22 protein-coding genes are annotated in these 23,776 nt (G+C 47.5%); 18 read left to right on the forward strand and 4 right to left on the reverse strand.

Going from position 1 to position 23,776, the window contains the following annotated elements; genetic code table 11:
* Positions 1–35: 35 nt before the first annotated feature.
* The 3 genes from AC4PM4_RS03715 to AC4PM4_RS03725 all read left to right on the forward strand — a co-directional run bounded on the left by AC4PM4_RS03715 (position 36) and on the right by AC4PM4_RS03725 (position 3,880).
* Positions 36–950, forward strand: coding sequence for an FAD binding domain-containing protein (locus AC4PM4_RS03715; RefSeq protein WP_491612783.1), 915 nt, complete (start codon positions 36–38; stop codon positions 948–950).
* A 69-nt stretch (positions 951–1,019) separates the two neighbouring features.
* Complete coding sequence (gene pucD / locus AC4PM4_RS03720; RefSeq protein WP_491613068.1) at positions 1,020–3,353, forward strand: xanthine dehydrogenase subunit D; 2,334 nt, start codon at positions 1,020–1,022, stop codon at positions 3,351–3,353.
* Positions 3,350–3,880 carry a (2Fe-2S)-binding protein gene (locus AC4PM4_RS03725; RefSeq protein WP_491612784.1) on the forward strand — a complete coding sequence of 177 codons (531 nt, stop codon included), beginning with the start codon at positions 3,350–3,352 and terminating at the stop codon, positions 3,878–3,880. Before pucD ends, AC4PM4_RS03725 begins: the two co-directional genes overlap by 4 nt.
* A gap of 74 nt (positions 3,881–3,954) precedes the next feature.
* On the opposite strand, the gene AC4PM4_RS03730 is transcribed toward AC4PM4_RS03725, so the two are convergent.
* Positions 3,955–4,869 carry a hypothetical protein gene (locus AC4PM4_RS03730; RefSeq protein WP_491612785.1) on the reverse strand — a complete coding sequence of 305 codons (915 nt, stop codon included), beginning with the start codon at positions 4,867–4,869 and terminating at the stop codon, positions 3,955–3,957.
* Positions 4,870–5,079: 210 nt separating this feature from the next.
* Here AC4PM4_RS03730 and AC4PM4_RS03735 point away from each other — a divergent pair, with 210 nt between their 5' ends.
* The 10 genes from AC4PM4_RS03735 (at position 5,080) to AC4PM4_RS03780 (ending at position 14,501) form a co-directional block, all read left to right on the forward strand.
* Positions 5,080–5,436: a hypothetical protein gene (locus AC4PM4_RS03735; protein ID WP_072732914.1), complete on the forward strand. Its 357-nt coding sequence runs from the start codon at positions 5,080–5,082 to the stop codon at positions 5,434–5,436.
* Between the two features lie 124 nt (positions 5,437–5,560).
* Complete coding sequence (locus AC4PM4_RS03740) at positions 5,561–5,752, forward strand: hypothetical protein (protein WP_491612786.1); 192 nt, start codon at positions 5,561–5,563, stop codon at positions 5,750–5,752.
* Positions 5,753–5,992: 240 nt separating this feature from the next.
* Positions 5,993–6,940: a helix-turn-helix transcriptional regulator gene (locus tag AC4PM4_RS03745; RefSeq protein ID WP_491612787.1), complete on the forward strand. Its 948-nt coding sequence runs from the start codon at positions 5,993–5,995 to the stop codon at positions 6,938–6,940.
* A 66-nt stretch (positions 6,941–7,006) separates the two neighbouring features.
* Positions 7,007–7,573 (forward strand): DinB family protein, encoded by a 567-nt coding sequence (locus AC4PM4_RS03750; protein WP_491612788.1) that lies wholly within the window; start codon positions 7,007–7,009, stop codon positions 7,571–7,573.
* Positions 7,570–8,121, forward strand: coding sequence for an EVE domain-containing protein (locus AC4PM4_RS03755; protein WP_481852327.1), 552 nt, complete (start codon positions 7,570–7,572; stop codon positions 8,119–8,121). Before AC4PM4_RS03750 ends, AC4PM4_RS03755 begins: the two co-directional genes overlap by 4 nt.
* A 676-nt stretch (positions 8,122–8,797) precedes the next feature.
* Entirely contained in the window at positions 8,798–9,874 is a 1,077-nt protein-coding gene (gene glpX, locus AC4PM4_RS03760; RefSeq protein ID WP_274570542.1) for a class II fructose-bisphosphatase, read from the forward strand.
* A 260-nt stretch (positions 9,875–10,134) separates the two neighbouring features.
* Positions 10,135–11,181 (forward strand): LacI family DNA-binding transcriptional regulator, encoded by a 1,047-nt coding sequence (locus AC4PM4_RS03765; RefSeq protein WP_176854364.1) that lies wholly within the window; start codon positions 10,135–10,137, stop codon positions 11,179–11,181.
* A gap of 36 nt (positions 11,182–11,217) precedes the next feature.
* Positions 11,218–12,390: a Gfo/Idh/MocA family protein gene (locus AC4PM4_RS03770; protein WP_491612789.1), complete on the forward strand. Its 1,173-nt coding sequence runs from the start codon at positions 11,218–11,220 to the stop codon at positions 12,388–12,390.
* Between the two features lie 162 nt (positions 12,391–12,552).
* Complete coding sequence (locus tag AC4PM4_RS03775; protein WP_491612790.1) at positions 12,553–13,281, forward strand: ThuA domain-containing protein; 729 nt, start codon at positions 12,553–12,555, stop codon at positions 13,279–13,281.
* A gap of 113 nt (positions 13,282–13,394) precedes the next feature.
* Entirely contained in the window at positions 13,395–14,501 is a 1,107-nt protein-coding gene (locus AC4PM4_RS03780; protein ID WP_400344932.1) for a Gfo/Idh/MocA family protein, read from the forward strand.
* A gap of 77 nt (positions 14,502–14,578) precedes the next feature.
* Here AC4PM4_RS03780 and AC4PM4_RS03785 read toward each other — a convergent pair whose 3' ends face one another.
* Together AC4PM4_RS03785 and AC4PM4_RS03790 are read right to left on the reverse strand one after the other, a co-directional pair.
* Positions 14,579–15,397 carry an SPL family radical SAM protein gene (locus AC4PM4_RS03785; RefSeq protein ID WP_488730639.1) on the reverse strand — a complete coding sequence of 273 codons (819 nt, stop codon included), beginning with the start codon at positions 15,395–15,397 and terminating at the stop codon, positions 14,579–14,581.
* A complete protein-coding gene (locus AC4PM4_RS03790; protein ID WP_491612791.1) occupies positions 15,394–15,990 on the reverse strand; it encodes a bifunctional transcriptional activator/DNA repair enzyme AdaA in 597 nt (198 codons plus the stop codon). Before AC4PM4_RS03790 ends, AC4PM4_RS03785 begins: the two co-directional genes overlap by 4 nt.
* Before the next feature lie 174 nt (positions 15,991–16,164).
* On the opposite strand from AC4PM4_RS03790, the gene AC4PM4_RS03795 reads away from it, so the two are divergent.
* The 3 genes from AC4PM4_RS03795 to AC4PM4_RS03805 all read left to right on the forward strand — a co-directional run bounded on the left by AC4PM4_RS03795 (position 16,165) and on the right by AC4PM4_RS03805 (position 18,875).
* Entirely contained in the window at positions 16,165–17,145 is a 981-nt protein-coding gene (locus AC4PM4_RS03795; RefSeq protein ID WP_491612792.1) for a Gfo/Idh/MocA family protein, read from the forward strand.
* A 24-nt stretch (positions 17,146–17,169) separates the two neighbouring features.
* Positions 17,170–17,886: an SAM-dependent methyltransferase gene (locus tag AC4PM4_RS03800; RefSeq protein ID WP_491612793.1), complete on the forward strand. Its 717-nt coding sequence runs from the start codon at positions 17,170–17,172 to the stop codon at positions 17,884–17,886.
* 95 nt (positions 17,887–17,981) lie between these two features.
* A complete protein-coding gene (locus tag AC4PM4_RS03805) occupies positions 17,982–18,875 on the forward strand; it encodes an NAD-dependent epimerase/dehydratase family protein (protein ID WP_491612794.1) in 894 nt (297 codons plus the stop codon).
* A gap of 137 nt (positions 18,876–19,012) precedes the next feature.
* On the opposite strand, the gene AC4PM4_RS03810 is transcribed toward AC4PM4_RS03805, so the two are convergent.
* Positions 19,013–20,023: a LacI family DNA-binding transcriptional regulator gene (locus tag AC4PM4_RS03810; RefSeq protein WP_491612795.1), complete on the reverse strand. Its 1,011-nt coding sequence runs from the start codon at positions 20,021–20,023 to the stop codon at positions 19,013–19,015.
* A 409-nt stretch (positions 20,024–20,432) separates the two neighbouring features.
* On the opposite strand from AC4PM4_RS03810, the gene AC4PM4_RS03815 reads away from it, so the two are divergent.
* A complete protein-coding gene (locus tag AC4PM4_RS03815) occupies positions 20,433–22,223 on the forward strand; it encodes an L-fucose isomerase (RefSeq protein ID WP_491612796.1) in 1,791 nt (596 codons plus the stop codon).
* A gap of 41 nt (positions 22,224–22,264) precedes the next feature.
* Positions 22,265–23,767, forward strand: coding sequence for a rhamnulokinase (locus AC4PM4_RS03820; protein WP_491612797.1), 1,503 nt, complete (start codon positions 22,265–22,267; stop codon positions 23,765–23,767).
* Positions 23,768–23,776: the final 9 nt, after the last annotated feature.

Below are 23,776 nucleotides of genomic sequence, written 5' to 3' on the forward strand. Positions count from 1 at the left end.
CAGACAGATTCCAGGTAGAGAAGGGAGATGGAAGGATGGTCATGTCGGCATATGGGTCTGGAGCACAACCAACGGTTTGGCAGCCCGTTAATCTAGATGAGCTTCAAGCTTTAAAGAGTGAACTGTCCGGGAAGTATTGTTTTGCAGCAGGGGCCACATTATTGCGTACTCAGTGGGAGGGCGGCCTTGTTCCTGTACCTGAGCATATGATCAGCCTTGCCCGTATTCCAGGTGCAAGCGGCGTATATGTGGGTGGAGATGAGCTGGTCATTGGAGCACTGACGCGATTAAGTCATTGTGCCACAGACGTTCATCTGCAACAGCTGCCTTTATTACAGTCTGCAATGAATGCTATCGCTGCTCCTTCTATCCGGAATGTGGCGACAATTGGCGGAAACATTGTATCGGGAGTCGGTGACTCGATCCCTGCACTCCTTGTCTACGATGCACAGCTGTACTGGATGACGGACAACGGCATGGAGATGCGAAGTCTTTCGTCTTGGCTGAACGGTGGTCGTGACGGCAGTCGCAATCCGAATGATGTGTTAATATCCATTCATATTCCGATGAAACATACGCCTTTCCCTGATGTCACCAGCGAGCGGGCATCTGCGACGCGTGAAATTTCATTTTACCGCAAGCTGGGTCGGCGGGAGACCTTTACAGCATCGCTGGTGACGATTGCATTTCACGGAGAAGTGGATGCAGATGGCCGCTGGAATAAAATAGCGATCGCTGCAGGTGGAGGTTCAGGCATGGCCATGCGACTTACGGAGTCGGAAAAGTTGCTTCTTGGCGTGGAGGCTTCTGTTATGCAAGCTTTATCGCTAGCTGCCTCGGCAGCTTCGGAATTCGTGACTTATAGCGATGCATTTGCTACAGAACAGTACCGTAAGCAAACGGCAGGTAATATGCTCGGAGCCGGACTCTGGGAAGCACTTCGCTCATAGAAGAAAACCATTTTGGAGAAGCAAAGCGTAAGCCCAACAGCTTCTGAGGGGAGAAAGGGGAGAGAGATCATGCTGTTGAATCGGGATAATAGTGGGAAACGCTGGCATCTGCGGCCAGATGGGGTAGGCAAAGTAACAGGACAGCTTCAATATCTGACAGACATGACGCTGCCCGATATGATCCATGGAAGGGTCCTTCGAAGCTCTTACCCCTATGCCCGCATATTATCTATCGATATAACCGGAGCGGAGGCTATAGAGGGTGTATTTGCCGTACTCACCTCGAAAGATGTGCCCGGTTTGAACCTGTTTGGCATTGCAACTCCGAATCAGCCTGTATTTTGCGAGCATGTCGTTCGTTATGTCGGTGATGCCATTGCCGCAGTTGCTGCGGACTCCCCGGAACGTGCAGCGCTCGCTCTGGATGCCATCCGGGTTGAGTATGAAGAATGGACTCCGCTGGACAGCCCAGAGGCTGCACTGGCACCCGGTGCACCTGAGCTCCATGAACATGGTCCCGGCAATGTGCTGCACCGTACCGAAATCAAACGAGGCAATGTAGATGAGGGCTTTGCTGCATGCGAACATATTGTGAGTGAGACGTATTATACCCCTCGCCAGATGCATGCCTATATGGAGACGGAAGGCGGGTTATTTGTTCCTGATGAAAGTGGGAGACTCCATGTCTACGCGGCGACACAGCATGGTTACAAGGACAGGATGCAGCTTGCCCGAATCATTGGCTGTTCCGAAGAAGATATTCGGGTGGTCTCGTCTCCGATAGGCGGTTCTTTTGGCGGGAAAGATGAGCTGAATGTACAGCCTTATGGGGCACTGCTTGCTTTAAGGTCCGGACGTCCTGTGAAAATGCACAATTCACGCAAAGAATCCGTACGTGCAGGATTAAAGCGTCATCCAATGAAAATTGAAATGCAGACTGGAATCAGCCGTGAAGGCATGATCCAGGCTCACCGAGTCCGCATTACCGCAGACACCGGAGCATATGCGACGCTAGGGGCACCTGTCCTGAATTTTTGCACAGAACACTGTCTCGGGCCATATTCTATTCCCCACGTAGATGTGGAGGGCGTCTCGGTGTATACGAATAATGGGGTGTCGGGAGAGTTTCGTGGATTTGGCGGGAATCAGGCAATCTTTGCAATGGAGGGTCAGATGGATCGACTCGCCGAGATTATGGATATGGACCCCTGGGAGTTTCGGAGACGCAACATGAGGGGAAAGACCGATCCTGGGCCATTGAATCAACAGATTCTGGTCACAGATGGACTGTCGCAAGTATGGGAGGCGATGGATCGTTCGGAGTTATGGCAAAAGCATCAGTATCCCTCGGCAGATCTTGCTCTACCTCCCTGGATTAAACGTGGAGTAGGTGCAGCCATCGCGATGCACGGAGCAGGGCTTGGTTATGGCATTCCCGATCCGGCGGGCGGGCGTCTATCTCTGAATGCCGAAGGTAAGATTGAAGTGGCATTCAGCTACGAAGAATTCGGTCAGGGACTTATTGCTACGCTGGAAATGATGCTCTGCGATCTGTTCTACTGCTCAACATCCGATCTAAGCATAATCATTGGGGATACGGATCGAGTGCCACACAGTGGTTCAAGCACCGCTTCGCGTTCAACGACGATGGCCTGGATGGCTCTTCAGCGATTACAGACACCATTCCGCTCCAAAATCTTGTCAGTAGCCTCTGCTTTGTCAGGAATTCCGGCTGCCGAACTGATTACTGGAATTGAGGGAGTATGGCACAAGGGACAGCTTTCTCCAGAAGTTACAGCGAATGAACCGGCGATGAATTCCAGAGTTGTTGTTTCTTACGTTGATCTGGCGAAGCATGGAAAAGAGGAAGAATGGATTTTTGATACTCAATTTGAATATCCGACCACGCCGGACAATGTTGTGGGTGGGCATTATCTATATACGTATGCGGCAGTAGCGGCAGAAGTGGAGGTAAACACGCTAACCGGAGAAGCCAAATTGCTAGATACGAGGCATGTGGTTGCTGCTGGCCCTGTCATCAATCCAATGGGATTCATCGGGCAGATCGAAGGCGGAAGTGTAATGGCTCTGGGTTTTACATTGACCGAGGATGCTGTGATGCAAGACAGTCGCTATATGACAACCAATTTGGACACCTACCTGATTCCGACGATTCGCGACATTCACACCAACCTGGAGGTGGAGGCAATTGAAGATCTGCCAGAGGGAGATCCGTTTGGACCACGGGGGATTGGCGAGATTGGTTCGGTGGCGCTTGCTCCGGCCATCACCGCTGCGATTCATCAGGCTACAGGGGTGTGGGTTAATCGTTTGCCGGTTCCGCGCGATCAACTGATCAAACCAATTGGCGTCTTGCTTCAGGAAGGAGTGAGCTCATCATGACTGAACCTTTGAGCAATTTCTGGACAGCCGTTGTGAATGGCGAGGAGAAACAATTGCACATTTCCCAGACAACCCGTCTTGTGGATGTACTACGGACGCAACTGAATCTGACCGGAACGAAAGTTTCCTGCGAGGTTGGTCGTTGCGGTGCATGTATGGTACTGATGGATGGAGAGCCGGTCAATTCCTGTCTCGTTATGGCTTATCAATGTGTTGGAAGCGAGATAACAACAATAGAAGGGTTGTATGGTGAAGAGGAAGGGAAGTTGCACCCAATTCAGCAGGCTTTTGTGGAAGAAGGCGGCTTCCAATGCGGGTATTGTACACCCGGGATGGTGATTTCCACCAAGGCATTGCTAGATCGCTATCCGCAGCCTAGCCAGGAACAGATCGAAATGGGATTATGCGGTAATCTGTGCCGCTGCACTGGATATGGAGGGATTCTTCGTGCAGTTCGTACCGCAGGAGAAACCTGTTTATCATCATCCATTTTAACAACGGAAGAGAAGAAAGTAATTGACCTGTGATTGAACTACGGAATTAAAGAAGACCGGGCGCTGGAGGGCATATCTCCGCTTCGCTCGGTCTTTATTTCTAACGATTAATATTTGATAATGTACCATCCGCCCCAAGTCGAATAATTCAGACCATTTCCATAATTACGATCAGCTGTTTGTGGATTACGAATCGAATTACCACTGGCATCTCTAAAATCAATAGCAGTTAGCCCACGCTTATGTGACCACCCACCATCAGCATCCTGTCTGTACCAATGATAATCATAATTTGGTGCAATAACAAGTGCTACCTTGTACTCTCTGTATCCAGGAACTTCACTATATGTAGAAGTTCGTAGGGATTTATTTAAATATGGCATGTCAAGCTTAGAGGCACTAATGATGCTCGAAGAAGTTAAACTTGTAAAAACTTTTCCGGCCAGTTCACCTGGTTGTAATTTATGTCCAGAATATGTGGATGTATTCAACATGTATGCATAGCAATTAGCTTTATCCGTCAAATTTTCCCATGCACTTGAAGAATAAGGGTGTTCATATCCACCAGTAGGCATTGTTTCAAGAGCTTGAAGAGTTAATTGATCATTTGAGTTTGTTTTAGAATCAATAGTCTGGTTGTTGTATTGGGTTTCATGAACAGTGACTTCTGTTTTATTCAATAAGGCGAATTCAGCAGGTCGATAATTCACCTGTAATTTTTCTTCTTCTGTTAAACTGTTAAACCAGTTCAACCATTCTTTAGTAACTGGAGCGAAAGAAGCTAATGGGTCTACATTAGGTAACGATAGGAGGGCATTCTCGTTAAAAGATATTAATTCAGCTGGTTTGTAACTTACTTTTAATTGATCTTCTTTAGTGAGTTTGTCAAACCAATTCAACCATGTTTGAGTTTCAGCTGCGGGAGAAGTATCCTTTTTGGAACTGTTTGATTCAGCTAATACAGGTAACGCTAGTGTGAATAACAAGATCATTGCAAATAAAGATGAAACTAATTTTTTCATTGTTACGTCCCCTCCTGAAATTTATTAAATATTTTGATTCCAAATTCGATGTGAAAAGTGTTTAACTCAACTGTGCTTATGAATAGAGAACCCCCTCTCGAATAAATTCTAAAAAATGTAATATAAGGTAATTATGTTATGGTACAATAGTGATAAAAGCAAGATATTTATTACAAATTATTCCACATAAAGATTTAAGGAGGAAGAATAATGACAAAACTTATTCCTAGAAAACTCAGTTTAGTATTGTTGCTTTTGGTTGCATTTTGTTCAGGATGTCAGGCAAATAATGATCAGGGGGGGGCGAGTACATCCATTCCCTTAAAAAAACTAAATACTCTCGCAGAGAAAGGAGACAGCCTGACATGGAATGATTTTGCAGCGTACCCTTATGAAGATGAAGGATCGGGATTATATATTCGAAAATACAACATAGAAGGCGGGCACCAATTGATGATTAGCGGTAAAAGTTTGGACAAAAAACCAGACCATATTTATGTGGTGAATAAAGATGGGGAGAAAATCGACCTTTTAAAAGAAAACATCAAAAAAATGAACTTAAAATAACGTAACAATTATTATGTAAGCTTATTATTTTGGATTAACTCATAAGCTGTATCTATATTGCTTGCTAACTATCTCTAACGGACGATAGATAAGGATGATTATTACGAAGGTTTCCTGTCTCGTTATGGCTTATCAATGTGTTGGCAGTGAAATAACAACAATTGAAGGGTTACATGGTGAAGAGGAAGGGATGTTGCATCCAATTCAGCAGGTTTTTGTGGAAGAAGGCGGCTTCCAATACGGATATAGTGGAGGAATACTACGAGCGGTAAACAAGGTGATTGATGAGCACGATAGGAGGGGTTCTACCCAATGATCATGGAAGTAGTGAGGTCCGAGCTTTCTCTGAATTTCAATATCATAAAAGTTTTTATAGACCAACCTATACTCTGCGGGTTGGTCTTTGTGGTTTAATAAAACACCTTACGAAAATGGTTCGATTCGGGCATTGCGAAAACTAGTTCGTCTGTATACTTTTCATTTGTCCATATGTTACTTATAATAAATGTCCTATGAAGATGGTGTAATTGATATTACACACAAGGAGGGGTGATTCGTGAACAAATCGGATCGTATGCTGGCTATCGTACTTGAGCTGCAGCGGGGGAAGGTTCAACGTGCGGAAGATTTAGCCCTCTTGTTTGAAACAAGTGTCCGAACCATATACAGAGACATTCAGGCGTTATGTGAGGCAGGAGTTCCTGTGGTGGGAGAACCCGGAGTAGGATATTCACTTATGGAAGGATACTTTTTGCCTCCGATCAGCTTGACAGCTGAAGAAGCGGTTACACTTCTAATCGGGCTTGATTTTGTCGAACAGCGCTTCGATAACTACTACAAAAGTACATCTTTTACGTCCCGTTCGAAAATTGAAGCAATCCTGCCTGTGCCTCTTCGGGAAGAGGTGGGACAGATACAACAGGGTATCCGTTTACTTCGTTCACCGGACAGTGATACACACGAGCGAGAGATCGAACATATGGGAATCATCCGAAAGGCAATGCAGCATAAACTCAAAATCCGGTTTCATTACCATAAGCCTGGTTCGGTTAATGAAACCGTACAAAAGACCGTTCGTATGTCGTCCCCTTACGGGATGCTTTGGATGCAAGGCTCATGGATGCTGATTGCCCGATGTGATTTGCGACAGGAGATTCGTCATTTTCGTATATCCCGCATGAGTGATCTGGAGATTAGCACAGACCCATTCGATCTTCCTCCAGGTTTTAATATTCACAGCTACTCACCACCTGACAACCGTGATGTGCATGTCCGTGTTTGGTTTCATGGTCGAATTGCAAATAGAGTGATTGAAGCGAATAATTACTACATGGAGAAAGCAGAACTGCAAACAGATGGATTATACGCAGATTTTCGTGTAAGGCATCCAGAAGACGTATTGCATTGGATACTTGGATGGGGAGCCTCGGCTCTGGTCTTGGAGCCCGAATCATTAAGAATTCGAATTCGCGAGGAAGCAAGCAATCTCCTTAAACACTACTGACATAACGCTGTCAGTAGTGTTTGTGTATGATCGGTTTATAACCGATTGAAGGAGTTGTGTATTTGTATGGAAACGACAATAACAAGGAACAACGAAGAGATTCGACGTGATTTTGAACTGACGCTGGAACGTTATTTGCAGGAACTGGATCTGATGAGCGATGCTCAGTTAAGCTACAAACCCAGTGAGATTGAGTGGTCGATAGGCCAGATGTACCAGCATTTAATTCAGTCTGCGATGAAAATGCATTTAGCCAATGTTCAACTTTGTATAAGCGCAGACGAGGACTCGGGCAAGAAGAGAAACCAGGGCAAAACAGAAACAGGTGAAGCTGTTTTTGCGCAAGCAAGTTTTCCTCCGATACGTATCCACGTTCCTGATTCTCCTGAGTATACTCCACTACAATCGGATGGAAGAGAATCAATAATTCAAGGATTTAATGAGGTAAGGGATGAAATGCGGAGATTGGAAGTGCTGTTGGAAGAAACAACACAGGAATGTACGTTGGCACATCCAAGCTTTGGTGGTTTGAATGCAGAGGAATGGTTTGCATTGGTCGAAATGCATTATCGTCATCATTTCTTGCAGCTTGAGCGTCTGAAGAAGGCATGGGAAGAACAGGTGCAGAGATGAATGAACAGGAAAAGGAAAAGCATGATTTGATGGCTACCAGCAAAGGAATTATGCAGATTCATACGAGTGAACTCCTGGCTTCACAGTTAGAAGTTGAGGCTGAATCTGAAAAAGGAAACCGATACTGGATCGGCGTTGTGTCTGCATCACATGTGGAAAAAGGGGTGGAAGGGGGCTTCGCCCAGCTCTGTCACGGCAAGGTAGCTTCTCTGCGCAAAATGAATGCAGGAGACTGGCTGATCTATTATTCGCCGCGAACAAGCATGAAAGGAGGCAAGGTACTTCAAGCATTCACCGCCATAGGGCGCATAATAGACGATCAGGTGTACACGTACCATGTGTCAGATTCCTTTGTCCCGTATCGGAGGAATGTTCAGTATTATCCTTGTCAGCAGGTGAAGATCGCTGATCTGCTGGACCAACTGATCCTTACTCGGGGACAGACACGTTGGGGATATCATTTTAGATATGGTCATTTGCAGATTCAAAAAGAGGATTTTCTGAAAATTGCACTTGCCATGTTGGGGGCTGAGGCAGAAACCTGCTAACCTACATAGTTTGAGCAAAGAGTCAGATCTTATTTATGTGACACAAAGCTGAGGAAAAAATAGACCTTTTGAGGGGAAATAAAAATAATCGAATTTTCAACAACGTAATAATTATTATGTAAACTTATTATTTTCGATGACCTCCATAAGCTGTATCTATATTGCTAACCATGTTTAAGGGGCGGATACAGCTGGATTTAGGTGAATTTCCAGTTCAAATCTTTGAATAAAAAACCTCTTTTAAATGGTCTTCAATATTGTTCCTTTAAGAGTACAGGACGGTTGTAGGGGTCTTATTATAAATCGTTTTCGAAGAACTTGAGAACGGATGAGATTCCTCTCTATAATTGCAAATTATATGTTCATAAACCATTGTTATACGAAATTTTAACTCTGATTTATTCCTGAGAAACACTCAACGCAATGAATATAGAATATCGAAAAATATAAGATGAAATATACTGCTTCAAACCAGATATAATACGGTGGATAAGACTCGTAAAATGGCATGTTCAAAGCTGTGTAAATGTGTTCATTTATCGATGAGGGACAGAATGGGGTGATTTCTCAAAATCGGGTTATTACTCCCGTTTTAGATCAATTTCATATGGATTTGCGATGGATTTAGTACCGCTTTCAATGTATGCTTTTGGAAACTGGAAAGGAAGTGGGAAAAATGGAACGCGAACTGGCGTTGGAAATTGTCCGAGTAACAGAATTGGCTGCGTTAGCTTCAGCACCCTGGATGGGGCGGGGCGACAAGAATAGTGCAGATGAGGCGGCTACTTTGGCTATGCGCGCCATGTTCGATTCCGTGTCTATTCGCGGCACGGTGGTAATCGGTGAAGGAGAAATGGATGAAGCACCCATGTTGTATATCGGCGAGGAAGTCGGCAACGCTGAGGGCCCCGAGGTTGATGTGGCTGTAGATCCTTTGGAAGGTACAGAGATCGTAGCCAAGGGCCTGAACAACGCTTTATCGGTTATTGCAGTGGCGGGAAAAGGCAACCTGCTCCACGCACCGGATATGTACATGGAGAAGCTGGCTGTAGGGCCTGCTCTGGTGGGCAAGGTCAGTATCGAAGATCCGGTTGAGGTGACATTGGAGAAAGCCGCTGAAGCATTGAACAAAAACATCTCAGATCTGACAGTCATGATTCTGGACCGTGTACGACATGAAAGTACGATCAAGACATTGCGCAAGGTTGGTGTGCGGATCAAGTTCCTCAGCGATGGTGATGTTGCAGGCGCGATGGCACCTGCGTTCCCAGAGGCGGGTATTGATCTGTATGTCGGATCAGGCGGGGCACCAGAAGGTGTGCTTGCTGCAGCTGCCTTGTCCTGCCTGGGAGGCGAGATTCAAGGTCGCCTGATGCCTGCGAACGCAGACGAATTCCAGCGCTGCTTGCAAATGGGGATCGATAATCCCTACAAAGTATTAACGATGCAGGATATGATCGGTACGGAAGATGTTATTTTTGCAGCAACAGGTGTTACTCCGGGTGAGATTCTTGGTGGTGTGCGTTACCTCGCGGATGATCGGGCAGAGACCGATTCCATCGTCATGCGTGCCAAAACCAAAACGATTCGTTTCATCCGTTCTCAGCATTTCCTTCCTAATAAGGAAGTGTTGCACAAAGTGCGGCAGCTTCAATCTACACCTGAGCCTTTAGATCGCATTCAAAGTCATGTCACTATTATGGAACAGGCTGAGTTCAGTCAATCATCTGTTGGTAACGGTGTGACGACCTGATATAGGTCTGCACTGTAGTTGGTCTGCCCCAACATGAATCCGTGTGAAAGCGAGTGAAGAAGAAGGTACTATAGGACAAGTTACAAGAAAATATAGTAAGCAAGAGGTGGGGAATTTGTTTACACAAATCCTCATCTTTTTTTGTGTTAAAAGCATTGACAACGGTTACAACACATGAGAAGATGTACGCGCGTACATAATCATTTGATACACTGCATCGGTTTGGCAGGTGTTCAGGAAACATGAAGGAGGTGAGATCCATGGCATCCCGTAAAGAAGTGGCTGATCTTGCCGGTGTTTCGGAAGCTACAGTATCCCGAGTTCTTAATGGCGTTGGTCCTATTAAAGAGGAAACCCGCCGTAAGGTTATTGAAGCTTCCGAGCAGTTGGGTTACGTCCCCAGCGCACTGGCCCGCAGCTTTGCGAGAAGTAAAAGCGGTAACCTTGGCGTGGTGTTGCCCTACGTCCCGAAAGCACACTTGTTCTCGGCGTATTTCTTCTCGGAAATGCTGAGTGGCATTGGGAGCAAAGCCAGGGACAACGGCATGGACCTGCTGGTCATGTTCAGGACACCGGGTGAAGTGATGAATTATACGGATCTGTTCCGCCGTCAGAAAGTGGATGCTTGCATTATTCTCGGCGCACGAGATGATCATGGGGAACTGGCAGCCATGCAGAGGCTTCAGCAGGAAGGACATCCCTTTTGCATTATGAGCCAGCACTTTGCAGGTGAATCATTCATGGAAGTGGATGCCGATCATGTGGAGGGCAGCAGGCTGGCAATCCGTCACCTTACCGATCAGGGCTACCGGAATATCGCCTTTCTTAATGGTCCGGATAGTTATTCCAACAGTCAGGAGCGGCTTCAGGGCGTTCATATCGGACTGAATGAAGCCGGAATGAATATGGATTCCAGTCTGTTGCTGGAGGGGAACTATGGCAGACGAAGCGGGGTGGAGGCAGCTGCCACCATTGCAGCCCGGCTTAACGAGATTGACGCTGTATTTGCTGCGAATGACCGGATGGCAATCGGTGTTATGCATGGTTTGCGTGAGCGTGGGATCAAGGTTCAGGATTTCCCTGCGTTTGTAGGTTATGATGACTCCGATGCGGCCGAGATGGCGGTTCCGCCGCTGAGCAGCGTCAGGGTTCCCTTTTATGAAATGGGAGAACTGGCCGCATCCAAACTTATTCATGGATCACTGGGAGCAACAGCTTCAACAGTGAATTCCGAAGTTCCCTCAGAAACAGCAAGGCAGTTGTTGCCTACAGAGCTGATCATCCGTGCCTCTTCAATCCGTAATTAATACATTGCTAGTTATATTCCAAAGGAGGAAGTGACCATGTCAAAGCGTCTTCGTGTCGGAATGGTTGGATACAAATTTATGGGGAAAGCCCACAGCAACGCTTATCGCAGTCTGCCGATGTTTTTCCCGTCTGCCCCGCTGCAGCCGGAGATGTCTGTAATCTGTGGACGGAACGAGCAGGGAGTTCAGGAGGCTGCCAGTCAGTTCGGCTGGTCTGAAAGTATAACGGACTGGCGCGAGCTGGTGCGGCGTGATGATATCGATCTGATCGATATTAACGCTCCAAGTGATGCCCATAAGGAAATAGCACTGGAAGCCGCTCGTCAGGGTAAACATCTGTTCTGTGAAAAGCCGCTGGCTTTGTCGTTAGCTGATTCGCGTGAAATGCTCCAGGCTGCTGAAGAAGCAGGAGTTGCGCACATGGTCGGATTCAACTACCGTTTCTCTCCAGCAGTGCAGCTGGCTAAAGAGTTGGTGCAAAGCGGACGCCTAGGCAAAATCTATCATTTCCGTGCGTTTTTCCTTCAGGATTGGATCATGGACCCTTCGTTCCCGCTGGTATGGCGTCTGCAAAAGGAAGTAGCCGGATCCGGCTCACATGGCGATCTTGGCGCACACCTAATTGATCTTGCACGTTTCCTGGTGGGTGAATTCAAGGAAGTAATCGGGATGAGCGAAACGTTCATTAAAGAGCGGCCGCTGGCTTCGGAAATGACCGGACTTAGTGCCAAAGGCAGTTCTAACGCAGATGCTCCGAAGGGCGAAGTAACGGTAGATGATGCCACGTTGTTCCTCGCACGGTTTGCAGATGGTACACTAGGAAGCTTCGAGGCTACGCGCTTTGCAGCAGGTCATCGCAGTACCAACTCGTTTGAAATCAATGGCAGTCTCGGTAGCGTCCGGTTTGATTTTGAACGGATGAATGAACTGGAAGTGTATTTTACGAAGGACGATGAAGATGTGCAGGGCTTCCGCCGTGTTCTGGCGACTGATCCGGCACACAAATATGCTGAGGCGTGGTGGCCTGCGGGACATACGATTGGATTCGAGCACACGTTCACACATGAAATGCTGGAACTGGTGACCGCGATCTCCGAAGGACGGCAGCCTGAACCAAGTTTCCACGATGGGGTTGCCTGTCAAGCGGTACTAGAAGCTGTTGAACGTTCCGTTACAGAGCGTCGCTGGGTGTCGCTAGAAGAAATGTAAGCATTAAACCACTGAATTGTGAAGTGGACATCATGTTGGCACTCATTTGAAATAAATAAGCTAGATTTAAGCTAGGATGTTGACCTCGGAGAGGTCTTGAGTTTGCATAAGGTCCGATAGAGAATGACAATAACTTAACTTCCGGAAAGCGAGTGATGGATGATGAGCAAAGCACTAATCGTATGGGGCGGCTGGGATGGACATGAACCAGAGCAAGTAGCAGCGATTTTTGAACGCATTTTGAAGGAAGAACAATTCGAGGTTGAGGTCTCAGATACACTGGAAGCATATGCGGATGCAGAGAAACTACTGGGTCTGGATCTGATCATTCCGCTGTGGACGATGGGGCAGATTGAACAGGAACTCGTCAATAACGTATCTGCGGCTGTTCAGAGCGGCGTGGGTCTTGCGGGTCTTCATGGCGGGATGTGTGATGCGTTCCGCAACAACGTCGACTGGCAGTTCATGACGGGTGGACAGTGGGTTGCGCATCCAGGGAACGACGGCGTGGAGTACACGGTAAACATGAAGCGTGGTTCCAGTCCTTTGCTGGATCATATTGAAGATTTCCAGGTGAAAAGCGAACAGTACTACCTGCACGTGGACCCTGCAGTAGAAGTGCTGGCAACAACACGCTTCCCAATTGTTAACGGTCCTCACGCAGCGAATGGCCCAGTAGATATGCCAGTCGTTTGGACCAAACGCTGGGGTGCAGGCCGTGTGTTCTACAACTCGCTCGGACACCATGCAGATATTGTGGAGATGAAACAGGTTACTGAGATGATGCGTAGTGGTTTCAAATGGACTGCCGCAGGCAAAGCACTTGCGCAAAGCCGCAAGGACGCAGTGGCTGAAGTTTACACAGGAATGGCTGATAACCAAAATCACTAATTTAATTTAAACCTAATTCATATCCGTTGAGATAAATATATTGACCCACATAAAGCGGTGTTGAGTTGTTTTGGAAGCGCTATATCAATTAGGAACACGAAGGGAGTCCACGCATGAAAACAATGAAAGTAGGCATTATTGGCTGCGGTAAAATCAGTGGTATTTATATGGAGAACTGTCACCGATTTGAGGTGCTTGATCTTGTAGCGGTTGCAGATCTAGATCGGAACAGGGCAGAGGAGCAGGCGGCTGCTTATCATGTTCCTAACGTATACACGGTAGATGAAATTTTGGCAGACCCTGAGATCGACTTGATTATCAATCTGACAATCCCTGCCGTTCATGCAGATGTATGCTTGAGAGCGCTCGAAGCAGGCAAACATGTATATGTGGAAAAACCACTCGCCGTCACACGAGAAGAGGGTCAGGCGGTTCTCGAAACAGCTAAGCGTAAAGGGCTGCTGGTAGGCTGTGCGCCAGAGACGTTCTTCGGTTCAGGAATTCAGACGGCACTCAAAGTAGTAGAGGATGGTGTCATTGGCAAACCTGTGGCCGCTACCGCATTCATGATGAGCCGTGGGCATGAGCATTGGCATCCAGATCCGGAGTTCTACTATGCAGCCGGTGGCGGGCCGATGTTTGATATGGGGCCTTATTACCTGACTGCGCTCGTACAATTGCTGGGACCAATCAAGTCCATTGCTGGCATGACGGGCAAAGCGATGGAACAGCGGACGATCACGAGTGAGAAAAAGCGGGGTCAGAACATTCCTGTTGAAATTCCGACGCATGTAGCGGGATTGCTGCAATTTGAGCAGGGAGCTATCGGCACGCTGATTACGAGTTTTGACGTATTTGGCGGAAGTGTATTGCCACCGATTGAAGTATACGGCACGCATGGAACCCTACAGGTTCCTGATCCAAACACATTCGGCGGTCCAGTTCGTTACCGTTTGCTAGGTGATGAGGAATGGACTGAGGTACCCCTTCTGCCAGGATATCAGGAGAATACACGTGGCATTGGTGTTGCAGATATGGCTTATGCTGTGGGTAGCGGACGTGCTCACCGGGCAAGTGGAGAGCTTGCCTACCATGTACTCGAAGCGATGTGGGCGTTCCATGATTCTTCGGATGAGCAGACTTTTTATAAAATGGACAGCACATGTCAGCGCCCAGCTGCACTGCCTGCAGATCTTCCATTGTACACACTTGATCAATAATCGATTAAGTTAGAAGAATAGCCCTGACTCCCGATGCGAGGGAAGCAGGGCTATTTTCATTTTATATAAAGGCATGATTAGGGTTCGAATCCTGCCTGGCTAATCCATATTTCATGTTCCTCAAAATGCGCCTTCATTCGCTCGACTACCATTTTGTAAGCCTCAGTACTGTACCAATCTTCCTTGCCCACTTGTTCATAAAGTGGCTTCATGCCAAGTCTCCGGGTTCGCTTGCCCTCACTGCCATCTCCCATGAAGTAATCATCAACGCATATACGATCAACAAGCGGCCTCAGAATGGCTGCAAAGCTTTCGCTGCTGGGCAATACTGGCGCAATAGCAGCCTGTGTGGGGATACCGGCATCTCGCAGTTGTTCCAGGGCACGCAATCTGCCCGAGATTGGCGGAGCTGAAGGAGTGAACTGCTTGCGGATATCATCCAGATCCGTTTCCACGGTCATGCTAACGCGGACCCGGTCACCCAACTTTTGCAGCAGATCGATATCTCGGGTCACCAATGGACTTCGAGTTTGAACCAATATAAAATCGGGTGGATGCTCAGCCATGACTTCTAGCAAAGACCGCGTGATTTGCTCCTTATATTCAACGGGCTGATACGGGTCTGTACTGGATGACATAAAAATAGTGACTTTACCTTTCGATTTCGCACGCTTCAGCTCCTTGGCAAACACATTGGCGGCTTCCTGTTTCACATCAACCCAGCTGCCCCATGGCTCTTTGCGAAATAAAGATACGGGCATTTGCCTTACATAACAGTAGGAACAGCCAAAGGCGCAGCCTGTGTATGGATTCAGCGTATGCGTATAACCATTAAGGAACCCAGTTCCTTTGTTCAGCAACGTTTTGGGTACTTTGTATACCAAGCTGGTCTTCATAATTGATCACGCCTTTGTTCACGATAATTGGCAGGTGTACATCCTGTATGTTTTCGAAATACAGTAATAAAATACGCCGGATTGGCTATGCCAACCTGTCGACCGATATCTGTGACGGTAAGCCGGGTGCTTTCAAGCAATTTCCGGGCTTCAGTGACTCTTTTTTCCTGAATATACTCCACCGGAGTTAGGCCGGTAATCCGTTTGAACACCCGATGCAGATGATACGGACTACCGTGACTCACATTTGCAAGAATATCAAGTGTAAGGGGCTCGGCATAATGATGTTCAATATAGTCTGTTACAACGGAAATCCATTCCTGATCGGGGACTCGCTTGCCCGTTGGTTTGCAACGTTTGCATGGACGGAAATGTCGTGCCAAAGCTTCTTCGGGATTGTTAAATATAGAGACATTCTCATATTTGGGTGCTTTCGACTTGCAGGAAGGTCGGCAAAAGATGCCTGTTGTTTTGACACCGTAATAGAATTTTCCATCAAAGCTGCTATCGTTGTGGATAATGGCATTCCACTGTTTGTCATCTATAGGAACTGAATCTGATTGATAGGAATTGTGACTTTCCAAAAGAATCACCTCAAGTCTCATTATACCCCTGATTTATGGGAATCGACGAAGTTTCAAACAAAAAAGCAAGATATCAATATGTTGGAAATGGACATCCCTTCAATCTGGTTGAAATATAGGCTACAATGTACAGGATGGCAAGCTGTTTAATTGTGAAATTTATTTACGAAAGAGGTAGATTGAATGGTTCGTTTTGGAGTGGTAGGTACCAACTGGATTACAGAGAGACTTCTTGAGGCCGCTGCACAAGTCGAAGGATTCGAATTGACCGCCGTGTACTCAAGAACTGAAGATAAAGCTAATGCATTTGCAGATCAATATCACGCTGCACTTCGATTTACTAGCCTCGAAGAGATGGCTTTGAGTGATGGGCTCGATGCCGTGTACATTGCTACACCGAATACCTTTCATGCGGAGCAGGCAGAGTTGTTTTTGAGAAACGGCAAACATGTACTGTGCGAGAAGCCTTTGGCCGCCAATGGAGCAGAGGTCCGTCGTATGATTGATACAGCGCAAGAACATGGAGTTCTGCTCATGGAGGCCATGAAATCGACCCTTGTTCCCTCGTTCAAAATGGTACAATCTCACCTACATAAAATTGGCCCGGTACGTAAATATGTGGCGAGCTATTGCCAGTACTCTTCCCGGTACGACAAGTATAAGGAAGGAATCGTCCTGAATGCGTTCAAACCCGATCTTGCTAATGGAGCGTTAATGGATCTTGGTGTGTATTGTCTCTATCCATTGATTACGTTGTTTGGCGAGCCTAAACAAGTTCAGTCCCAGGCATTGATGCTGGAATCAGGGGTAGATGGACAAGGCAGTGTTATTCTGAATTATGATGAGATGGAAGCGGTAGTGACGTACTCCAAAATCTCCAATTCTCACGTTCCAAGTGAAATTATGGGCGAACGCGGCAGCATCCTCATTGACAAAATTGGTTCACCGGAACATGCGGAGATACGCTACAATGATGGTACGGTGGAAAAACTCACTGCCGAGCAAATTTACCCGTCGATGTATTATGAGGTGGAGGAGTTTGTCAATCTGATTCAGCAGGGCAAAAAGGAATCGGATATGAACACGTATGAACGTTCCTACGTTACCATGCAGGTGATGGATCAGATCCGGCAGCAGATTGGTCTTGTTTTTCCTAACGATTAATTCTGGAAAGTGAGCTGAGACGAGATGAGCAGAGATGAGCAGAAGAGCAGAGTAGCCGGCCTGGAGTTGGCACAGATTATTTTTATCGGGCGAACCTTCGAGGAATATATGAAGATGTTCAACCTGACCGTGGAAGAAATTAAAGGTAAGTCCATTCTCGATTGTCCGGGTGGGGCTTGTTCATTCAGTAGCCATGCGCGAGAGTGGGGTGCAGATCCCATGGCAGCGGATATCGCCTATGAACATGAGATCAGCCAACTGGAAGTGAAGGGACTTCAGGATATTGAACATACGATGAAACAAATGGAACACGTACAAGACAAATATAGATGGGATGATTTCGGTTCGATCCATGGCTTGAAAGAAGAACGTAGACGTGCAATCACAGACTGTGTAGCGGATATGAGACGTTTTCCTGACCGTTATGTGGCCTCTGTACTGCCGGAGTTACCTTTTGCCGATGAGCAATTCGACCTAACATTGTCAGCACATTTCCTGTTTACGTATGCAGATCGCCTGAATGCCGAATTCCATCTACAGACGATCCTTGAGCTGTTGCGAGTAACCAAGCGGGAGCTGCGTATCTTCCCTACAGTAGACTTGTCTGGCAAACGTTATGAGCACATGGATGAACTAAAGGCTAAACTGGAAGAACGCGGATATATTACTTCTGAAGAGAAAACTTCATACGAATTCCAGTGGGGAGCACATACGATGCTCCATATTGTGAAATCCCGGTAAACATACCTGAATTGCAACAGCACAGACAGCACTTCATTCATATGAAGGTTTTAATAAGATACGCATGACCAGAACAGGTTAGGAGGTTTTATCGGATGAAAAAAGTACTTATACTTGGTGGGACACGGTTCTTCGGCAAACGTCTGGTTGATCATTTGCTGTGGGAAGGAAAGTCTCAGATCACAGTCGCAACTCGCGGCAAAACGGATGTAGACTTTGGGCCTGAGGTCAACAGGATTAAAATGGATCGTGAAGACCCCAAATCTCTTGCCGAGGTTGCGCAGACCGACATGTGGGATATTGTCTATGACAACATCTGTTACTCGCCGGATGCGGCGAAGTCGGCTTGCGAAGCTTTTGCTGGACGTACCCAAAGATACATTTTGACATCAACGCTCTCGGTATATGGAGATCCCAAACCTGGATTTACCGAAGCCGATTTCGATCCATACACCTACCCGGTGCAATACGGAAGCCACGAAGATTTCTCCTACGGCGAGGGTAAACGTCTAGCGGAAGCTGTATTTTTCCAGGAAGCGGATTTCCCGGTGGCAGCGATGCGCATACCAATTGTACTCGGGATTGATGATTACACGCGAAGACTTCATTTTCATATTGAACATGTGCAAAAAGGAAAACCTATCGGCATGCCCAATCCGAACGCCGAGATTGGATTTATCAATTCCACCGAAGCCGCGAGATTTCTCGCTTGGCTTGGACATTCATCCATTACTGGACCTGTGAATGCAGCGTCCAAAGGGGCGATAACACTTTCCGCCATGATGCATTTGATCGAAACGGTAACAGGCATGCAATCACAGGTATTGACCGAAACGATCAAAGAGGACATGTCACCCTTTGGAATTTCGGAATCCTGGACAATGGATACATCCAAAGCAGAGCAGGCGGGATATACATTCGAAGCATTAATGGATTGGTTCCCGGGTCTAGTTCGAGAAGTCGCTCTGGCACTTCAATCTGAAGGCTAGAATCCATATATATAAGAGTTATTTCATAAAAAAACAGGACGCAATTCAGAGAGATATTCTCCGATGCGTCCTGTTTGTATTTGCTTCAACAAAACAGTTTCTCTCAAGTCAGGGTTGGTCTACGACTGATTTTCCTTTTATTCGCAAGGTACAGAGGCCGAAGCGCGAATACGCAGCTCTGATGGCATAATGACGGTCTGTGGTTCCTCAGGAGCCTTGCCTTCAATTCGGTCAATCAGCATTTGCATGCCGATGGCACCAAAATCATAGGCAGGCTGTGCAGCAACCGTGAGAAAGGGATCAAAGGCAGAAGCCAAATCCAGGTCATCAAAACAGACGACCGAGATGTCTTCAGGCACACGCAGCCCCCGTTTACGTAAAAGTCGAATGACGCCTATGGCGAGCATGTTGTTTGCTGCAAATATGGCTGTAGGTTTTTGCTGATGCGCAAGTAAACTGTCGATACCCACTTCATCGCTGAAATCCCGGTAGCCTGTTCGAAGGATTAAGCCTTCGTCAAAGGGCAACTCGGCTTCCCGGAGTCCCTCCATATATCCTTCTTCTCGCAGCCGCGCAGTCGAAACCTCGGAAGAACCATTAACCAGAGCAATGCAGCGATGTCCCAGATTCGTCAGATATCGAATCAATTGAAGCGCCCCATCTCGGCTGTCCCCAGCGATAACGTCAGATGTGATTCCCGGGACAGTGCGGTCCAAAATAACAAACGGAATGTTACGTTCCTGCAGCTGCTTCAAGTGATTCAGCGAGCGATCCCCTGCAGGTGCAAACAGTACACCATCGACGCGAGTAGACAGAATGGTTTCCACATAATTTTTCTCCTTGTCGTAATCCTCGTCGCTATTGCTGAACAAGAGGCGGTAACCTCGCAGATTGGCAGCATCCTCAGCCCCCCGGGCCAGCGTTGTATAGAAGGGGTTGGTAATATCCGTAATCAACAATGACAGCATCTGAGTCCGTTGCAGCACAAGACTGCGCGCATTTGAGTTTGGTATGTAACCAAGTTCTTCGATGACCTGTTGTACACGCTCGCGTGTAGCCGGGCTAATACGACCTGTTTGATTAATGACTTTGGAGACGGTCATGGCGGAGACGTTGGCTTTTTTGGCAATATCATAAATGGTAATCAATAGGATCTAACCTTTCCGCAACATAGTCTTTCCATTCTATAGGATAATGCCGATTGACAGCAAGATAGGCTCATGCTATCTTAGGGTTACCGATAACCCTAATCATAAAAAAAGTTGATTTATTTCAGTCTCACCGCTCTTCATTTTGCTCACATCGCTTCCTTCACACTCCATAATAGGACAGCATAACGGAGTCAATAATATAGAGCGGTTTATTAAACCAAGTATTTGTAAACGCATTCATAATGAGAAAAAGAACTGACCGTTGGCATGCAATGCTAGTGTGTTACCTCGGGTATCGGTGAAGAGAAGGAACAGAATCCATAATTTGCCCCAACAAAATACACACGGACAAGTCACAAGTAATTCGTACCTATTCTATGAAACCATTGAAGGAGGACGTTTTAGTATGACACATCAGGATTATCGTTATAAACAGGGATTTCCCAAGATTGGTATTCGTCCCACGATTGACGGAAGACGCAAGGGTGTTCGTGAATCATTGGAAGAGCAGACGATGCGCATGGCGACGTCCGTTGCCGAGCTGCTCGCAACAGAACTTCGGTATCCCGATGGTTCGCCGGTAGAATGCGTCGTTGCCGAGTCCTGTATTGGCGGTGTGAACGAGGCAGCGGCAGCAGCGGAACTATTCAGTCGCTCCAACGTGGGCGTGACCATTACCGTTACACCATGCTGGTGTTATGGAACAGAAACGATGGATATGTCTCCTTCTATTCCTACAGCCATCTGGGGCTTTAATGGAACCGAACGTCCGGGTGCAGTATATCTGGCAGCAGTGCTCTCTGCCCATGCACAGAAGGGGATTCCGGCTTTTGGTATCTATGGCGAGGATGTGCAGGATGGAGGAGATACGACGATTCCTGATGACGTTCGTGAGAAATTGCTTCGCTTCAGCCGTGCTGGTCTTGCCGCTGCAACATTGAAGGGACGTGCTTATCTGTCTATCGGCTCGGTATCCATGGGTATTGCCGGCTCCATCGTGAACGATTCTTTTTTCCAGGAGTATCTGGGCATGCGGAACGAATATGTGGATATGAGTGAACTGACTCGTCGTATAGAAGAAGAAATCTACGATCCTGAGGAGTATAAGCTGGCGCTAGCATGGGTGAAGGAGAACTGTAGTGAAGGACCGGACAACAATCCTGCCCATCTGCAGACAGACCGCAAACGCAAAGAGTATGAATGGGAAACGGTTGTGAAAATGACGCAGATCGTACGTGACCTGATGGCTGGCAATCCGAAGCTTGCGGAGCTGGGATTCACTGAAGAATCTATGGGCCACCACGCGATTGTCTCCGGATTTCAGGGACAACGACAGTGGACGGATCATTCACCCAACGGAGATTTTCTGGAATCCATCCTGAATTCTTCCTTTGACTGGAATGGCAAACGCTCGCCTTATCTGGTGGCAACAGAGAACGACAGCCTGAATGGTGTGTCGATGTTATTTGGTTCCCTGCTTACACATACCGCGCAGATCTTCGCAGATGTACGCACCTATTGGAGCCCGGATTCGGTAAAACGCGTGACAGGGCACCAGCTGGAAGGAAACGCAAAGGACGGTATTTTGCATCTGATCAACTCCGGTTCTGCGGCATTGGATGGTACAGGGCAACAATCAAGAGCGGGTGAGCCTGTGCTCAAGCCTTTCTGGGAAATTACAGACGAAGAGGTTCAGGACTGCCTGAAAGCCACCTCATGGCGGCCGGCATCCGTGGAATATTTCCGGGGCGGCGGCTATTCGGCTGATTTCCTGACCAAGGGCGGCATGCCTGTTACGATGACGCGTCTCAATTTGGTTAAAGGACTAGGGCCAGTACTGCAAGTGGCTCAAGGTTACACCGTCGACCTGCCTGAGGATGTGCACGATACGCTGGATCAGCGGACAGATCCGACTTGGCCTTCCACCTGGTTTGCACCTGTTCTGACGGGCTCAGGGGCTTTTACTTCGGTCTATGAAGTAATGAATCAATGGGGCGCGAACCATGGCTCCATCTCTTATGGACATATCGGAGGGGATTTGCTAACACTGGCCTCCATGCTTCGTATCCCGGTGAGTATGCATAATGTACCGGAATCCGAGATTTTCCGTCCACGTGCCTGGGGACTGTTCGGCACAAGTGAACCGGAAAGTGCCGATTACCGGGCATGCAGCGTCTTTGGACCGTTGTATCGTTAACATCCAAACGGCTTGTCGCGGAAGCGAAGGAGGCATGAGAGATGGGAACTCAGGCAACACATGTGCTTGCTGCCGATTACGGCGCCGGAAGCGGCCGGGTGGTCCGTGGGACTTTTGACGGGAGCAAGCTTTCGTTAGAGGAAGTGCATCGATTCAGTAACGATCCTGTACACCTGGGAGATGGATTGTACTGGGATTTCCTGCGACTTTTCCACGAACTGAAACAAGGGATTGTAAAGGGCATACAAGGCATCTCCCAACCGGTCCGTTCCATCGCTGTGGATACGTGGGGAGTCGACTATGGATTAGTGGACGGGGAGGGAAGATTATGCTTCAACCCCCGCCATTACCGGGAATCGCGTAATGCAAAGTGGATGGAAGAAGCCCTGCGCATGGTGAATGAAGAAGAGCTTTATTCCATGTCCGGTGTCCTGCCACAACAGATAAATACCGTATTTCAACTGCTTGGAAGTGTGCGCGAGCACTCGGAAGGTCTGCGGCCAGATGTGCGCATGTTATTGATGCCGGATTTATTTAACTATTATCTATCTGGTCAGCAGGCCTGCGAGTACACAATTGCCAGTACAAGCGGACTATTGCATGCCGGAGATGCTCGATGGAATGAACAATTGATTGGCCGACTGGGTATCCCTGAGACGTTATTCCCACCTCTCGTACAGCCAGGCACGGTGCTGGGGCAATTAACGGATGACTTGTGTGCAGAGTTGAAGATTGAACCGATGCAAGTGATATCTGTAGGTTCACATGATACAGCATCTGCATTAGCAGCCATTCCTGCGACAGATTCGGAATTTGCCTTTATTAGCTGTGGCACCTGGTCTCTCATGGGCGTGGAACGTGACATTCCTGTATTGGATAATCGTAGTCGTCAACTAGGGTTCACCAATGAGGGCACGGTAAATGGCAAAGTGCGAACCTTGAAGAATCGCTCAGGCCTGTGGTTATTGCAGGAGTGCAAACGGCAGTGGGAACGGGAGAATCAACGTTTTACCCATGAGGAACTGGTCCAGCTCGCTGCTTCGGCAACCGCTCACCAATGTTATGTATCGCCCGGAGACGGGGTGTATTTGGCACCAGGCGATATGCCAGAGCGAATCCGGCAACAGTGCAGTGTTAGCGAGCAAGCAATACCTGAAACGACCGGAGCCATTGTACGTTGTATTCTCGAAAGTTTGGCACTGGAGTTCAGACAGACTCTGGATGAACTGGAGCTAATTACAGGCACTCGGCCACGGGTGATTCATATGGTCGGTGGCGGTGTGCATAATCGCTTATTGTGTCAATTTACGGCGAATGCAGCAGGAATTCCGGTGATAGCGGGTCCTGCCGAGGCAACTTCAGCCGGAAATTGCATGCTGCAATTCCTGGCACATGGCGAAGTGAGCAGCTTGTCCGAGGTGCGAGAAGTTATGGCTTCTTCCTTTTCTCCCGAAACCTATGAGCCAGAAGACACCGCAAGATGGCAGGAAGCCTACGTAAGATACCAAAACCTGAATCAAACATTGGCGAGCAAATCCAATTAGATGAGCATT

The sequence above is a fragment of the Paenibacillus sp. MDV22-iso6 genome (assembly GCF_058408365.1).